Here is a 14,834-nt window from a genome sequence, read left to right on the forward strand (position 1 = left end):
TGCGTAGCGGTGGGGGTGGCGGAACCTCAGCTGCTTCCTCGCTGCGGGATCTTTTCCCCGAGTGGCTCCGCCACGAGGGAAAAAGCCGTCCTCGCGAGGAAGCAGCTGAGAACCCGCCGGTGGTCTTCTTGCTCAAGCCGGTCACTGCTCAGCGGCTCCGCCGCTGACAAGACAACGACGAAATGCCGTTCACCTGCAACGGCAAGCTCAAGTACAGGAGATCAGCGGCTTCGGCACCCTGATCGCGGGGTCGACGGTTGATATATCTGTGCACGATAAGACAGGGGCCGGTACTGGTCAACGCCCCCGATCGGGGGGTCGATCCGGGGTCCGCCGGAGCCGGAATCCGCTGTGCCGCAAGCGGATACTCGCACCGGTAACGCGGGCGGGCCGCGCGGCGACGCTCCATCGAGAGCATCCGGCCGAGCGCGATCCCGCGAGCGGACCAGCGGTCACCGGCACCGGAAGGCGTTGCGCAGGACGCAACCTCACGGGCGGGCCGGCGGCCGAAATTCCATCGTTGACGACCAAGGGGGCGAGCCGCATTCTGTCTGTTGCGAATTGCACTACGGGTTCCGCCATCTGCAACAGGAGGCAACATGATCTTCGTAGGTGAGCTCGCCGACCTCCCTCCCGGGGAGTCGGCCCGCGTCCAGGGCGAGGCACCCATCGCGGTGTTCAACGTGGACGGTGAACTGTTCGCGATCGACGACACCTGCACGCACCAGGACGCGTCGCTGTCCGACGGCTGGCTGGAGGGCTGCGCGGTCGAATGTCCCTTGCACGCCGCCTGTTTCGACCTGCGCACGGGCCGTCCCAGCGGACCTCCGGCGAAGAAGCCCGTCCGCACCCACCAGGTGTCCGTCGACGACGGCCTGGTCTACGTCCTCGAGTCGACGTCGGTCGACGCGGCAGTGGAAGGGGTGAGTTGATTGCGGGACATCACGATCGTCGGGGCGTCGCTGGCCGGCCTGACGACCGCCCGCTCCTTGCGGGAGCAGGGCTTCGACGGGCGGATCGTCGTGATCGGCGACGAGGAGCACGCGCCCTACGACCGCCCGCCGCTGTCCAAGGAATTCCTGGCGGGCACCTCCTCCGAGGACGACATCGGCCTGACCGAGCCGGATGACTCCGGACTGGGCGTCGAGTGGCGGCTGGGCCGCACCGCCGAAGCCCTCGACACCGGTGAGCGCGCGGTCCTGCTCGACGACGGGGAGCGCATCACCACCGACGGCGTCGTGCTGGCCACCGGAGCGCGGGCGCGCACCCTGCCGGACTCGGTGCCCGAAGGCGTGCACACCCTGCGCACGCTCGACGATGCCCGCGCACTGCGCAAGGAACTCGTGCCCGGCGCGCGGCTGATCGTCATCGGAGCCGGGTTCATCGGAGCCGAGATCGCCTCGACCGCGGTCGGCCTCGGCTGCGAAGTGGACATCGTCGAAGCGGCGGCCGCTCCCCTGCAACGAGCGCTCGGCACCGACATGGGCTCGGTGTGCGGCCGGCTGCACGCCCGCAACGGCGTCCGGATGCACTTGCGGGCCGGTCTGGCCGAGCTGATCGGCGAGTTCCGCGTGACGGCCGTCCGGCTCGAAGACGGGCGCGAACTGCCCGCCGACGTGGTGGTGGTCGGCATCGGCGCCCAACCGAACGTCGAGTGGCTGGCGGACTCGGGAATCCCGTTGCACAACGGCGTTCTCACCGACGAACGAGGCCTGACCGAGGTCCCCGGCGTCGCGGCCGTCGGCGACTGCGCCAACTCGCACCGGGCCTACACCGCGGAATCCATGCGGCTGGAGCACTGGACGAACGCGCTGCAGCAACCCGCGGCGGCCGTCGCGGCACTGCTGGGCCGGGAGCACGCCGCGCCCGCCCACCACGCGGTCCCCTACTTCTGGTCCGACCAGTACGGCCACCAGATCCAGTTCGCGGGACACCGCACTGCGGACTGCACGATCCAAGTGGAAGAAGGAGATCTCGACTCCGGCGACTTCCTCGCGCTCTACGTCGACGGCGCGGGCGCTCCGGTCGGAGTGCTCGGCATCGACCGCCCCCGCGCGTTCGGCCGATGGCGCCGGCGCCTCGCGGGCAGACTCTGACCGCTCACCGACGCGACGCGCTCCCCAGGCAGCACCGCCGTCCGCACCGAGCTCCGCGCGGACCCGGTCGGAGTCCTGCACGAGCCGGCACGCCGTCGGACGACATCACCCGTGCTCTCCGGCGCTGCGACATGGGCTCGGACGGGAACGCGGCCCAGGTCTCGTTCCCGCTCGCCGATCGCGGTCGTTGCGGCGGTGTCAGACCACCGCCCGGATCGCCTTCTCGAAACCCAGCACGTGCTCGCGGGCGAGCCGCTCGGACTCGCCGACGTCGCGCGCGCCGATCGCCCGCAGCAGCGCGGTGTGCTCACCGACGTGGCTGTCGAAGTTCACCATCCGGTCCAGGAACAGGCAGAAGATCCGAGTCGCCAGGTTGTCGTAGCGCACCAGGGTGTCCTCCAGGTGCGGATTCCCGGCCGCGCTGTAGATGGCGCGGTGCACGTGCAGGTCCCAGCGCATCAACTCGTCCCGGCTGAGCGAGCGCACGTCGACCCGGTCCAGGGCGTCGGCCAGCTCCGCGACCTCTCCCAGCTTCGCGGCGTCCGCGGATTCGGCGGCTCGCCGCGCCGCCAACGGCTCCAGCTGCACCCGCAATTCCGAGATGTAGGCGAGGTCGGTGATGTCGACGGCCGTGGCGAAGGTGCCCCGCCGCGGGTAGGACACCACGAGCCGGTCGATCTCCAGCCGCTTCAGCGCCTCGCGCACCGGGGTCCGGCCGATGTCCAGCGATCCGGCGAGGGCCACGTCGTCGATCGCCGTCATCGGCGGGATGTCGAGCATGATCAGTCGGTCCCGGATGGCCGCGTACGCCTTGTCGGCCATCGAGGTGTACACCGGTTCCTCGCTGGTCACAGCGCCCATCCCGTCCTCGGCGTCGTCGACGGGCAGCAGCTTCCGAAGGTGCCGAGATGACTTGACATATCAGCAGTGTATCTGTTGGAGCTCCACCGACGCCTCGTCTCGGTGGCCCGCGTCACCGGTTCGGCCGGTCTCGCCGACGTCGCCGGAACGCTGCGATCGGGGACCGCCGCGGTCGTGCGCGGAGCGGAACCGCTGGTCCGTTCCTTGCCGCGCCGGGTGGAGGAATTCGCCGCCGCTCCGGTCCGGCCGCTTTCGATCCGCCAGGTTCCCGATTCCTCCGCGCGTCGTGGGCATTCCGCTCCGAGACCACGTCGCTAGAGCATTTCCCGGTCCGGCGCTCAGCTGATCGTCGACCACGAACCGGCGCGTTCGCGGAAGAGCTCCGGGGCGAGCGCTCCCGCGCCCTCGGGGATCGCGCCGATGACCGGGACTCCGGTGACGCGGGGCAGCTCCGTTCGGTTGCAGCGCTCCGCGAGTCCGAGCTCCGCCGGGACCGAGCCGAGCACCAGCCCCTCCGGTTCCAGTCCGCGCGAGCGCAGCGCGCCGACGGTCAGCTCGGTGTGGTTGAGGGTGCCGAGGCCGAGCCTCGTCACGACCCGCACCCGCACCGGGTGGTCGGCGGCCAGGTCGGCCGCGAGGTCCCGGATCGTGCCGCCCGCCGCGTCGAGGCGGACCAGGACTCCGCCGGCTCCCTCGACGATCACGGTGCCGCGAGTCCGGGCCAGGTCTCGGATTCCGGCCGCGTGCTCGTCGACGGCCGGGATCGCCGCGCCGCGCAGCCGGGCCGCCGTGTCCGGGGCGAGCGGTTCGGCGAGCCGGGTGAACTCGACGACCTCGCACCCCGCCAGCCGCCGCACCACGGCGATGTCCGGTTCGTCGGGGCCGACCCCGGTCTGCGCCGGTTTCACCACGACCGTCCCCGGCCCGGATCGGGCCGCGAGCGCCGCGGTGGCCACGGTCTTGCCGACACCGGTGTCGGTGCCGACCACGAAGACGATCACGATCCCTCCCGGTGGTCGTCGACGACGCGGGACAGCACGGCGACGGCGGTGGCCCAGCGGTCCTCGCCGATCCCGGCTCTGGCGGTGATCCGGAGCCGGGAGACGCCGTCCGGCACCGAGGGCGGGCGGAAGCAGCCGACCCGGACACCCGCCGCCAGTGCCGCGGCCTGGGCGGCGACGGCGACCCGCGGGGACGGCATCGGCACCGAGAGCACCGCTCCCGCCGAGCGCGGCACGCCGAGCCGATCGGCGAGCTCGCCGCCGCGCCGGTGGATCGCGCCGGGCAGCTCCGGCCGCCCCCGCAACCGGCGCAGCGCGTCCAGCGCACCGGCGGTGGGAGCGGGCGCGAGCCCGGTGTCGAAGATGAACGGGCGGGCGCGATTGGTGAGGTGGTCGATCAGCGCCGCCGAGCCCAGCACCGCGCCGCCCATCGCGCCGAACGACTTCGACAGCGTCGCGGTGACCACCACCTGCGGGTGCCGCGCCAGGCCGTGGGCGTGCACCGATCCCCGGCCGCCGGCTCCGACGACGCCGAGCCCGTGGGCTTCGTCGACGAGCAGCAGCGCGTCGTGCTCGGCGCACACCGCGGCCAGCTCCGGCAGCGGGGCGGCGTCGCCGAGCACCGAGAAGATCGACTCGGTGAGCACGATCGCGCGCCGGTCCCCCGCGCTCGCCAGCGCGGCCCGCACCGCCGCCACGTCGTTGTGCGGGACGACCTCGATCGCGGCGCGGGACAGCCGCGCGGCGTCGATCAGCGAGGCGTGCGCGTGCGCGTCCGAGACGACCAGCGAGTGCTTGTCGGCCAACGCGGTCACCGCGGACAGGTTCGCGTGGTACCCGGTGGAGAACACCAGCGCGGCCTCGCGACCGGTGAACTCGGCGAGTTCGCGCTCCAGCTCGGCGTGCAGCTCGGTGGTGCCGGTGACCAGCCGGGACGCCCCGGCGCCCGCGCCCCATTCGAGGGCGGCGTCGGCCGCGGCCCGCCGCACTCCGGGATGCGCGCCGAGGCCCAGGTAGTCGTTGCCAGCGAGGTCGATCACCGCTTCGGTCGCGGGTCGCGGCCGCAGCACGCGCTGCACACCGGCGTGCTCGCGCGCGGAGCGCTGCGCGGCGAACCAGTCGTCCCAGCCGCTCATCCCGCCTCCGCCGCAGCCGCGATCCCGCCGCACACGGCGGCGATGTCCTCGTCGGTGCACGCGTACGGCGGCATGGTGTAGATCAGGTCGCGGAACGGCCGCAGCCACACGCCGTGCGCCAGCGCCGCGTCGGTCGCCGCCGCCGCGTCGACCTCGTGGTCGAGCTGGACGACGCCGACCGCGCCGAGCACCCGCACGTCGGCGGCCGGAATCCCGTGCAGCGCCTGCAGACCCGCGTTGATCCGGCGCACGTCGGCCGCCCAGCCGCCGCCCGCCAGCAGGTCCAGGCTGGCCGTGGCGACCGCGCAGGCCAGCGGGTTGCCCATGAACGTGGGGCCGTGCATGAGCACTCCGGACTCCGAGGCGGACAGCCCGCGCGCCACCTCCGCCGTGCACAGCGTGGCGGCCAGCGACAGGTAGCCGCCGGTGAGCGCCTTGCCGACGCACAGCACGTCCGGCCGCACCGGGCCGGCCTCAGCGGCGAACAGGGTGCCGGTGCGGCCGAAGCCGGTCGCGATCTCGTCGAAGACGAGCACCAGGCCGTGCTCGTCGGCGACCTCGCGGAAGACCGCCAGGCACCGCGCGGAATAGGGCCGCATCCCGCCCGCTCCCTGCAGCAGCGGCTCCACGATCAGCCCGGCGAGCCGGTCGGCGTGCTCGGCCGCGAGCGCGCGGAACCCCTCGGCCCAGTCGTCGACGTCGGCGTCGTGGCGCGGTGGTCGTGCGCCGAACACCTGCTCCGGCAGCACGCCCGACCACATCGCGTGCATCCCGCCGTCGGGATCGCACACGCTCATGCAGTCGAACGTGTCGCCGTGGTAGCCGCCGCGGACGGTGAGGAACCTGGTCCTGCCCGGCCGCCCGGTACCGCGCTGGTACTGCAGCGCCATCTTCATCGCCACTTCGACGCTCACCGATCCGGAGTCGGCGAGGAAGACGCGGTCGAGCCCGTCGGGCGTGAGGTCGACCAGCCGGCGGGCCAGTTCGACGGCGGGTTCGTGGGTGAGCCCGCCGAACATGACGTGCGACATCCGCTCGACCTGGTCGCGCACCGCCGCGTCCAGCGCGGGATGCCGGTAGCCGTGGATCGCCGACCACCAGGACGCCATCCCGTCCACGACCTCCCCGACGCCGTCGATGCTGATCCGGCTGCCGCGGGCGCCGGTGACCAGCCGGGTCGGCGCCGGGTCGGTCATCGAGGTGTACGGGTGCCACAGGTGCTCGCGGTCGAACGCGAGCTGCTCGTCGGGAGTCATCGGCTCAGGCGTTGGGCAGCAGGTCGGTTCCGGCGCCGCGGCGGCGGATCACCGGGCCCTCGGCCCGCTGGGCGAGGTCCTGTTCGGAGCCGAGCACGACGAAGCCGCCGTCCCGGATCATCTCCAGGTCCGCTTCGGCGGCTTGGCCTTCCGAGGTCAGGTAGTCGCCGAGGAAGATCGAGTTGGCCACGTGCAGCGCGATCGACTGCAACGACCGCAGGTGCACCTCGCGGCCACCGGCGATCCGGATCTCCTTGTCCGGGCAGACGAAGCGCGCCATCGCCAGGATCAGCAGGCACCGCGCCGGGGTGAGCTCCCAGGTGTTCTCGAACGGGGTGCCGTCGAACGGCAGCAGGAAGTTCACCGGGATCGAGTCCGAGCCCAGCTCCCGCAGCGCGAACAGCGCCTCGACCAGCTGCTCGTCGGACTCCCCCAGCCCGGCGATCAGCCCGGAGCACGGCGACAGCCCCGCGGCCTTGGCCTTGCCGACGGTGTCCACCCGGTCCGCGTAGGTGTGGGTCTGAACGATGGTGTGGTGGTGGCTCTCGGCGGTGTTGATGTTGTGGTTGTAGGCGTCGACCCCGGCGGCCTTGAGGCGTTCCGCCTGGTCGTCCTGGAGCAGCCCCAGGCAGGCGCAGATCTCGACGTCGGGGTGCCGCTGCTTGAGCGCGCCGGCCATCTCCGCGACCTTGTCGATGTCCCGGGTGGACGGTCCGCGGCCGGAGGCGACCATGCACACCCGGCTCGCGCCGCCGTTGAGCCCGGCACCGGCCTGTTCCAGCGCGGCGTCCTGGGACAGCCACGAGTACTTGAGGATCGGGGCGGCGGAGCCGACGGCCTGCGAGCAGTAGCCGCAGTTCTCCTGGCACAGCCCCGATTTGAGGTCCACCAGGTAGTTCACCTTCACCGCGTTGCCGAAATGCGCGCGGCGCAGCCGACCGGCGGCGGCCACCACGTACATCAGCTCGTCGTCGGTGGCCCGCAGCACGGCGAGCGCGTCGTCGGTGGTCACCGGGCTCCCGGCGAGGACGTCGTCGGCGAGCTGGTCGAAGGTGGTGGTCATCGCTTCTCCCCGGGGTCGGCTGACGCTGCGACCTGAACGGCGTTCAGGTGAACAGCGTTCAGGTTAAACTGGGAGGACGGATCGGTCAACGGGAAGGATTCGCGTGCGCTACCACCGCGCCGACATCGTCGATCGCGCCCTCGCGGTGCTCGACGAGTACGGGCTGGAATCGCTTACGATGCGGCGGCTCGCATCGGAGCTCGGCGTGCAGCCCAGCGCGCTCTACCACCACGTGCCGAACAAGCAGACGCTGCTCGCCGCGATCGCCGACGAGATCCTGCGCCGCGGCCGCCGACCGCACCGGGCCACGGAGTGGGACGGGCGCGTCGTCGAGCTCTGCGGGCAGTTGCGCGACGCGATGCTCGCCTACCGCGACGGCGCCGAGGTCGTCGCCACCGCGCACACCTTCGGCCTCGGCCGGGACGACACCGCGGATCGGCTCCGCGACGCGCTGCACGACGGCGGCCTGCCCCCGGACCTGGTGGACCTGGCCACCCGCACCTTCCTGCACCTCGTGTTCGGACACGCGACCGAGGAGCAGACCGCGCTGCAGGCCGCGAGCGCCGGCGCGATCGACCGCGACCCCGGCGGCCCCGACGACTTCGACCGAAGCCTCGAACTCGTCCTCGACGGCCTCCGAGCCAGAACCCACCCCTGACTCGAAACCCCTGTTCAACGCCTTGTCAGCATCTTGTCAGCGGCGAAGCCGCTGAGCAGTGACCACCAGAGCAACCGGCACCGCAGCGGGTTCTCAGTCGTCTTCTCGCGAGGACGGCTTTTCCCTCGTGGCGGAGCCACTCGGGAAAAAGATCCCGCAGCCTGAGGTTCCGCCACCCGATCACAAAGCAAACCGAGCGAAGAGCGCTTCAGTCGTCGAGGGTGATCCTGGCGTCCTCTGCTACCGCGACGAGCAGAACCTTCGCGTCCGGGGTGAGCAGTTGCCAGCTGTGCCGGATGCCGCCGGAGCAGTAGAGGGCGTCGCCTTCGGCGAGGTCGTGCTCCGCTTCGCCGGCGATCACGCGGGCCGCGCCGCGCACGACGTAGAGCAGTTCGTCGTTGCGGTGCACGAATTCGCGGTCGCCGTGGCGACCGCCGCTGAACTCCAGCGCGTGCAGCTGGCGACGGCCGCGCACGAGCGCGCGCACGGTGCCGTCCTCGTCGTCGGTGGCGGCCATCGGTGCGCGCTCGCCGGCGCGCACGATGTCGACGCGTCCGGCCTGTTCGGCACCGGCGAGCAGCCGCACGGCGGTGGTGCCCAGCGCGTCGGCGAGCCGTTGCAGCGAGGCCATGCTCGGGTTGGCGCGGTCGTTCTCGATCTGGCTCAGGAACGGCGCGGACAATCCGCTGATCCCGGCGATCTCGGCCAGGGTGCGGCCGAGCTCCTTGCGCCGCGCCCGGATCACCCGTCCCAGCATCGGCGCGCTCACCTCCTGCGCCCACAACGTGAGAAGGCCTTTCCCGACCCCGCGCACCGGGTGTCAAATATTTGATGAACACAAATCTTTGACAGCGAGGACGAGCGATGGACCAGAACACGTTGCGCCGGCGCGGCACCGGCTTGATCGGCGCCGAACCGGAGCTCGGTTTCGGCGGCTACACGCTCTACGCGCCGCTGACCAGCCCGGGTGTCGTGCACCTCGTGGACGCCGAAGGCGCCGAGGCGCACCGCTGGGAGCTGCCGTACCGGCCGGGACGTCATGCCCGCATCCTGCCCAACGGCAATCTCGCCTACAACGGCGCCCTGCCCGGAGTGCCCGCGCCGTTCGACATGTGGCACAAGTACCGCGGCGGAGCCATGTGCGAGGTCGCACCGGACGGGACGATCCTGCGCGAGCACCGCGACCCGTGGGCGCACCACGACGCGAACCACCTCGGCGACGGGCGGATCCTCTACGCCGCCGCCGAACCCGTGGATCCCGCGCTCGTGCCCGGCGGCGTGCCGGACACCGAGGCCGACGGCGTGCTCTACGCCGACGTGCTCCGGGAGGTCGGCCCGGACGGCGAGCTGCTGTGGGAGTGGCGGGCGATCGAGCACCTGCCGCCCGAGGACTACCCGCTGCAGGCGCACTACTGGCGGGAGCACTGGCCGCTGGTCAACAGCGTCTCGGAGCTCGCCGACGGCAACATCGTCGCGAGCCTGCGCAGCGTCTCCGCGGTGATCGTGATCGAACGCGCGACCGGGAACGTGCTGTGGCGCTTGGGTTCCGACGTGATCGCCCAGCAGCACTGCGTGTCCGAGCTGGACGACGGCAAGCTGCTGCTGTTCGACAACGGCACCTTCCGCTCCCGGGAGAGCGTGACGTTCTCCCGGGTCATCGAGGTCGACCGCACGACCTCGGAGATCACCTGGGAGTACCACGACTCCACCCGCGAGTCGTTCTTCACGCCGTTCATGGGCAGCGCGCAGCGGCTGGGCAACGGCAACACGATGATCACCGAGTCGGCCTTCGGCCGGATCTTCGAGATCACCCCGGAAGGCCGGGTGTGCTGGGAGTTCGTCGTGCCGCAGTTCTCGCGCTACCACGAACCCGAAGCGGCGCGGGTGTTCCCGAGCGAGTCGAACGCGCTGTTCCGGGCCTACCGGTACTCGGCGGCGGAACTGCCATGGCTGCGGTGAGCCCCGAAAGCGAGGCGGTGCCGCTCAAGGCGCTCGCACCGCTGGCCGTGCAGCACCTGCTGGTGATGATCACCGGGCCGATCTCGTCGGTGTTCCTGGTCGCGCACGCGCTGGACCTCGACGCGGATTCCTCCGCGCGGTTGCTCGCGGCGTTCTTCCTGGTCTCGGCGATCGGCACGGCCTTCCAGTCGACGGGTTTCCTGCGGGTGGGCGCGCGGTTGCCGTTCGTGATGCTGCCCGGTGGCGCCGCCGTGGTGCTGTTCATCCAGATCGCGCAGCGCACCGACGCGCGCACCGCGAGCGGCGCCGTGGTGCTCACCGGGCTCGCCTGCTTCGCGCTCGCACCCGTGTTCCTGCGGATCGTGCGGTTCTTCCCGCCGCTCGTGCTCGGCGTCATGGTCATCGTGATCGGCGTGAACCTGCTGCGCATCACCGCTCAGCTGGTGGTCGGGCCGGAGGGCGCGGCGGAGCCCTCGTCGCTGGGGCTGATGGCGGCGACGATCGTGCTGACGGTGGTGCTGTTCCGCGTCCTGCGCGGCGGCTGGCGCCGGGTCGCGGTGCTGCTGGGCATGGCGGGCGGCATGCTGCTGGGGCTCGCGACGGGTCAGCTCGGCGAGATCACCGGTGGCCCGGTCTTCGCGTTGCCGCAGCCGTTCCCGTTCGGCGTGCCGCACTTCGACCTGCTGGCGACCGTGCCGATGCTGCTGTTCGCGATCGGCGCGATGGCCGAGGCGACGGGCCAGACGGTGCTCAACGTGGAAGCCGTGGGCACCCCCGTCGACCGCAAGCGCCACATCGGCGGCACGATCCGCGGCGACGCCGTCGCCTCGCTCCTCAGCGGCGTGTTCGGCGGTCCGGTGATGGTGACCAGCGGCGAGAACGTCGGCATCGTGCGCATCACGCGGGTGCGCAGCCGCTACGTCACGCTCGGCACGGCCGTGCTGCTGGCCGTGCTCGCCTTCTTCGCGCCGGTGGCCCGGCTGATCGGCGCCGTGCCCTCCGCCGTGGTCTGCGGGACCGGGCTGGTCGTGTTCGGCATGATCACCGGGCTGGGCGTGAAGATGCTGCGCGAGGTCGACTTCGGCCAGGACGGCAACCTGATGGTCGCCACGGCCGCGCTGGTCGCCGGGCTGCTGCCCGTCGTCGCACCGGACCTGTACCAGCAGCTGCCGCCGTCGCTGGGCCTCATCCTCGGCAGCGGCGTGACCATGGCGGCGCTCGTCGGCGTCCTCGGCAACCTCTTGTTCTCCGCACGATCGGCCGAGTGATCACCTCTAGTCCACTGTGGGCTGATACTGCGGACGTGCCGGTCCGGGCGTGATCAGCCGAAGGCGTCCGTCTCGTGCGGACTCCACTCGCCGTGCTCGACGCGACCGAGTTGCTGGCCGGCGAAGTGCATGCCGAAACCGAGGGTGCCTTCGCCGCCGAGGCGTTCGACCAGCCGCCGCCGGGAGCGCTCCGCCGCGGAGCGGTCGGCGTCGAACAAGACCTCCCAGTCGAGGTGGCGGACCTGGGCGGGCGAGTGCAGCGCGTCGCCGAAGGCCACGACCTCGCGGCCGTCACCGGTGTCGAGCACCCACCCGGTGTGGCCCGGTGTGTGGCCGGGCAGCGCCCACGCGCGGACTCCCGGCACCACTTCCGCTCCGTCGTCGACGGCGACCACGCGGTCCGCGCCACCGGCGAGGGCCGGATCGGCGCCGGGTCCGGCCTCCGCCCACTCGCCGCGGCCCACCAGCCAACGCGCGGACGGGAACAGCCCGCGGCCGTCGTCGGTGGCGTCCGGCCTGGCCCAGCCGGTGTGGTCGGGGTGGAGGTGGGTGAACGCCACGAAGTCGACGTCGGCCGGGTCCACCCCGAGTTCCGCCAGCTCGCCGGGCAGGAATCCGACGTGCTCGAAGCGGTCGGCGAACTCCGGCACCTCGTCGGCGGGGATGCGCCCGTGTCCGGCGTCGATGAGCAGCCGCGTCGAGCCGCGCTCCACGAGCAGCGCACCGCAGCCCATGGTCAGCAGGCCGTCCCCGGTCCGGTGCTCCCGTTCGTCGCGCCAGTCGTGCTCACCGGTGGCCGGGTACACCTTCGACGGGATCATGTGCAGGCCCGCGTCGGGGAGGTGGGTCAAGGTGAGCTCGCCGAGGGTGGCCCGCCACCGGCCGGGAACCCGGCGGGCGGGGTGGTCGTCCGAATCGGCGCGCTCGGCTGCGGGACGGGTCATGGCGTCTCCGATGCGATCGAGGTGGGACTGCGGTCGAGGTCGACGGCGGCGCGTCCGGGTGCCGGACGACCACGGCAGCACCGGCAGGTCCCTCCGGCGCGACGCGCCTCGTGCTCCCGGCCGACCACGGCACGAGGTCGACCCCACCGTAACGACCCGCCGGGCCCCGCCCCCTCCGATCGACCTGGGACGCGCCGGATTCGGCCCGTTCGGCTCAGCCGCGCACCGGCCGCCCGCCGGAGCCGGTTCGTCGGATCCGCGGCGAGAACTCGCCGCGTCTCGGGCACGGCCCTCCGCGCGGGCTATACAGAGCAGCGGGTGCGCCGAGGCACCGCGTCCGACGTCGGGAGTGCTGATGGTCCGCCGCTCGTTGCTCACCGCCGCCACCGCCGTCGCACTGCTGGCCGGGGTGCTCCCGGCCGCCGCCGCGCCACCGGACACCGGAACCGGAGCGCGGCTGATCGACCGCGACGCGAAGCTCGACGGCTTCGTCGATCCCGCCTGGTATCGGGCGAACATCCCGTTCGTGGACCTGCCCGACGCCGAGATCGAGGACACCTACTACTACCGCTGGCGGACCTTCAAGGAGGCGTTGAAGTACACCGGCCCCGAGGACGGCTGGATCGTCTCGGAGTTCCTGGGGCCGGTCGGCTACTCCGCGCCCGGCGGCGGGATCTCGGCCGCGGCGGGCCACCACCTCTACGAGGGCCGCTGGCTGCGCGACACCCGCTACCTGGACGACTACCTCGACTACTGGCTGACCGGGAGCGGTTCCGGGCCGAAACCGCCCACCGAGGAGCTGAACCCGAACACGACCGATTGGGCTCATCAGTACTCGTTCTGGGTGGCCGACGCGGTCGTCGCCCGCGCGTCGGTCGACGGGCGCTGGGACCGCGCGACCGCGCTGCTGCCGGAGCTCGTCGAGCAGTGGGAGGGCTGGGATCCGCAGTTCGACCCGGAACTCGGCCTCTACTGGCAGACCCCGGTGTGGGACGCAATGGAGTACACCGCGAGCTCGTACCAGAGCGACGACCCGTACCACGGCGGCGAGGGGTTCCGGCCGACGATCAACGCGTACCAGTACGGCGATGCCAAGGCGATCGCGAGCCTGCTGCGCCGCACCGGCGACCTCGACGGCGCCGCGGACTTCGAGTCCCGAGCGGCCGAGCTTCAGTCCAATGTGGAGTATCGCTTGCGGGACGGCGACTTCTACAAGCACGTCATGCGCGACGGGAATCCGGCGCGGGAGCCGATCGCCGACCGCGAGCAGATCGGCTTCGTCCCCTGGTACTTCGGCATGGCGCCGCCGGAGGCCGATGCGGCGTGGTCCCGGCTCACCGACCCGCAGGGCTTCGCCGCGCCGCACGGCCCGACGACGGTGGAACGCCGCAGCCCCTGGTACCTGCACGAAGCCGAGCGGGGCTGCTGCCGCTGGTCCGGCCCGAGCTGGCCCTACGCCACCTCCCAGACCCTGACCGCGCTGGCGAACCAGCTCCAGGACCGCCCGGACCAGCCCTTCGTCGACCGGCAGGACTACTACGACCTGCTGCGCGGCTACGCCTCGACGCAGCGCAAGGACGGCCACCCCTACGTGGCCGAGGCGCACCACCCCGACGAGGACCGCTGGCTCTACGACTCGCCCGGCCACAGCGAGGACTACAACCACTCGACGTTCACCGACCTCGTGCTCTCCGGCCTGCTCGGCATTCGGCCGCAGCAGGACGACACCGTTCGGATCGCCCCGCTCGCGCCTACCGGGTGGGACCACTTCGCGGTCGAGGAGGTGCCCTACCGCGGCCACGACCTGAGCGCGTCGTGGGATCGCGACGGCACGCACTACGGGCAGGGCGCGGGACTGCGGATCTCGCTGGACGGCGTCGAAGTCCACCGGCAGGCGGACCTGAGCCCGGTGACAGTTCCCGTGACCGGCTCTGCGAGCGAACCGCCGCGCCTGGTCGACGACCTGGTCAACGCGGACGGAACCGGTTTCCCCGAGGCGACCGCCTCCTACGCCGGGGAGTCCGACGATGCGTGGGAAGCGATCGACGGCCAGGACTTCCACCTGGACGTGCCCGGCACCCGGTGGACGAACCACGGCAGCCCGAACCGGACCGACCACCTGCAGATCGACTCGGCCGAGCCGATCGACGTCTCGGACGTGCGGATCTCCTTCTACGACGACGGGAACGGCGTGCGCACTCCGGACTCGTACCGGCTCCAGTACCGCCGGGACGACGAGTGGGTGGACCTGCCGACGAGCCCACCCCGGCCCGGCGAACCGAGCCGGGTGGTCCTGGACCAGCCGGTGCGCACCGACGCCCTGCGCGTCACGCCGCTGCGCGAGGACGGCGGCGCCGTCGGCATCACCGCGCTCCAGTCCTGGCGCCCAGCGAGATGACCGACGCACTGCACCACCGCCGGGACCAGGGCACTGATTCCGTTGCCCGGCAAGGAGCTCTTGGCCGGTTCCCTCGATGACGAACTAGCCGAGCAGCGACCACGCACGAACACCGAGCAACGGGAAGCTCTTCTTTGGTCGTTGTCCTGTCAGCGGCGAAGTCGCTGTCAGTCCAACCCACACACCCCCACACA

At 71.9% G+C, this 14,834-nt stretch carries 13 protein-coding genes; 6 read left to right on the top strand and 7 right to left on the bottom strand.

What is annotated here, in order from left to right; genetic code table 11:
• Nucleotides 1-599: 599 nt before the first annotated feature.
• Together ACWD38_RS28380 and ACWD38_RS28385 are read left to right on the top strand one after the other, a co-directional pair.
• On the top strand, nt 600-932 hold the full coding sequence (locus ACWD38_RS28380; RefSeq protein ID WP_184478721.1) for a bifunctional 3-phenylpropionate/cinnamic acid dioxygenase ferredoxin subunit: 333 nt from the start codon (nt 600-602) through the stop codon (nt 930-932).
• The gene (locus ACWD38_RS28385; protein ID WP_184478720.1) at nt 933-2,096 is read left to right on the top strand and encodes an NAD(P)/FAD-dependent oxidoreductase; all 1,164 of its coding nucleotides are present in this window, start codon (nt 933-935) and stop codon (nt 2,094-2,096) included.
• A 198-nt stretch (nt 2,097-2,294) separates the two neighbouring features.
• Here ACWD38_RS28385 and ACWD38_RS28390 read toward each other — a convergent pair whose 3' ends face one another.
• The 5 genes from ACWD38_RS28390 to bioB all read right to left on the bottom strand — a co-directional run bounded on the left by ACWD38_RS28390 (nt 2,295) and on the right by bioB (nt 7,413).
• The gene (locus tag ACWD38_RS28390) at nt 2,295-2,957 is read right to left on the bottom strand and encodes a GntR family transcriptional regulator (protein ID WP_184478719.1); all 663 of its coding nucleotides are present in this window, start codon (nt 2,955-2,957) and stop codon (nt 2,295-2,297) included.
• 338 nt (nt 2,958-3,295) lie between these two features.
• The gene (gene bioD / locus ACWD38_RS28395) at nt 3,296-3,958 is read right to left on the bottom strand and encodes a dethiobiotin synthase (protein WP_450125279.1); all 663 of its coding nucleotides are present in this window, start codon (nt 3,956-3,958) and stop codon (nt 3,296-3,298) included.
• Nucleotides 3,955-5,094, bottom strand: coding sequence for an 8-amino-7-oxononanoate synthase (locus ACWD38_RS28400; RefSeq protein WP_450125280.1), 1,140 nt, complete (start codon nt 5,092-5,094; stop codon nt 3,955-3,957). The genes bioD and ACWD38_RS28400 overlap by 4 nt, the downstream gene beginning before the upstream one ends.
• Nucleotides 5,091-6,350 carry an adenosylmethionine--8-amino-7-oxononanoate transaminase gene (locus ACWD38_RS28405; protein ID WP_184478716.1) on the bottom strand — a complete coding sequence of 420 codons (1,260 nt, stop codon included), beginning with the start codon at nt 6,348-6,350 and terminating at the stop codon, nt 5,091-5,093. The genes ACWD38_RS28400 and ACWD38_RS28405 overlap by 4 nt, the downstream gene beginning before the upstream one ends.
• Before the next feature lie 4 nt (nt 6,351-6,354).
• Nucleotides 6,355-7,413 (bottom strand): biotin synthase BioB, encoded by a 1,059-nt coding sequence (gene bioB / locus ACWD38_RS28410; protein WP_450125281.1) that lies wholly within the window; start codon nt 7,411-7,413, stop codon nt 6,355-6,357.
• Between the two features lie 103 nt (nt 7,414-7,516).
• On the opposite strand from bioB, the gene ACWD38_RS28415 reads away from it, so the two are divergent.
• Entirely contained in the window at nt 7,517-8,071 is a 555-nt protein-coding gene (locus ACWD38_RS28415) for a TetR/AcrR family transcriptional regulator C-terminal domain-containing protein (protein WP_184478714.1), read from the top strand.
• 208 nt (nt 8,072-8,279) lie between these two features.
• On the opposite strand, the gene ACWD38_RS28420 is transcribed toward ACWD38_RS28415, so the two are convergent.
• Nucleotides 8,280-8,828 (bottom strand): helix-turn-helix domain-containing protein, encoded by a 549-nt coding sequence (locus ACWD38_RS28420; RefSeq protein ID WP_184485086.1) that lies wholly within the window; start codon nt 8,826-8,828, stop codon nt 8,280-8,282.
• Between the two features lie 107 nt (nt 8,829-8,935).
• Here ACWD38_RS28420 and ACWD38_RS28425 point away from each other — a divergent pair, with 107 nt between their 5' ends.
• Both ACWD38_RS28425 and ACWD38_RS28430 read left to right on the top strand, forming a co-directional pair.
• Entirely contained in the window at nt 8,936-10,030 is a 1,095-nt protein-coding gene (locus ACWD38_RS28425) for an aryl-sulfate sulfotransferase (RefSeq protein WP_184478713.1), read from the top strand.
• Nucleotides 10,027-11,298 carry a uracil-xanthine permease family protein gene (locus ACWD38_RS28430; protein WP_450125282.1) on the top strand — a complete coding sequence of 424 codons (1,272 nt, stop codon included), beginning with the start codon at nt 10,027-10,029 and terminating at the stop codon, nt 11,296-11,298. Before ACWD38_RS28425 ends, ACWD38_RS28430 begins: the two co-directional genes overlap by 4 nt.
• A 53-nt stretch (nt 11,299-11,351) precedes the next feature.
• On the opposite strand, the gene ACWD38_RS28435 is transcribed toward ACWD38_RS28430, so the two are convergent.
• Entirely contained in the window at nt 11,352-12,242 is an 891-nt protein-coding gene (locus ACWD38_RS28435) for an MBL fold metallo-hydrolase (protein ID WP_450125283.1), read from the bottom strand.
• Nucleotides 12,243-12,597: 355 nt separating this feature from the next.
• Between ACWD38_RS28435 and ACWD38_RS28440 the strand changes: the two genes are divergently transcribed.
• On the top strand, nt 12,598-14,640 hold the full coding sequence (locus ACWD38_RS28440; protein ID WP_450125284.1) for an MGH1-like glycoside hydrolase domain-containing protein: 2,043 nt from the start codon (nt 12,598-12,600) through the stop codon (nt 14,638-14,640).
• The last annotated feature ends 194 nt before the right edge of the window (nt 14,641-14,834 follow it).

The sequence above is a fragment of the Saccharopolyspora sp. NPDC002578 genome (assembly GCF_053592695.1).

Excerpts from the sequence above, each read along its gene's own strand:
- ACWD38_RS28380 (WP_184478721.1), top strand. The coding sequence starts at position 600 with ATGATCTTCGTAGGTGAGCTCGCCGACCTCCCTCCCGGGGAGTCGGCC.
- ACWD38_RS28390 (WP_184478719.1), bottom strand. The coding sequence starts at position 2,957 with ATGGGCGCTGTGACCAGCGAGGAACCGGTGTACACCTCGATGGCCGAC.
- ACWD38_RS28400 (WP_450125280.1), bottom strand. The coding sequence starts at position 5,094 with ATGAGCGGCTGGGACGACTGGTTCGCCGCGCAGCGCTCCGCGCGCGAG.
- ACWD38_RS28405 (WP_184478716.1), bottom strand. The coding sequence starts at position 6,350 with ATGACTCCCGACGAGCAGCTCGCGTTCGACCGCGAGCACCTGTGGCAC.
- bioB (WP_450125281.1), bottom strand. The coding sequence starts at position 7,413 with ATGACCACCACCTTCGACCAGCTCGCCGACGACGTCCTCGCCGGGAGC.
- ACWD38_RS28420 (WP_184485086.1), bottom strand. The coding sequence starts at position 8,828 with ATGCTGGGACGGGTGATCCGGGCGCGGCGCAAGGAGCTCGGCCGCACC.
- ACWD38_RS28425 (WP_184478713.1), top strand. The coding sequence starts at position 8,936 with ATGGACCAGAACACGTTGCGCCGGCGCGGCACCGGCTTGATCGGCGCC.
- ACWD38_RS28435 (WP_450125283.1), bottom strand. The coding sequence starts at position 12,242 with ATGACCCGTCCCGCAGCCGAGCGCGCCGATTCGGACGACCACCCCGCC.
- ACWD38_RS28440 (WP_450125284.1), top strand. The coding sequence starts at position 12,598 with ATGGTCCGCCGCTCGTTGCTCACCGCCGCCACCGCCGTCGCACTGCTG.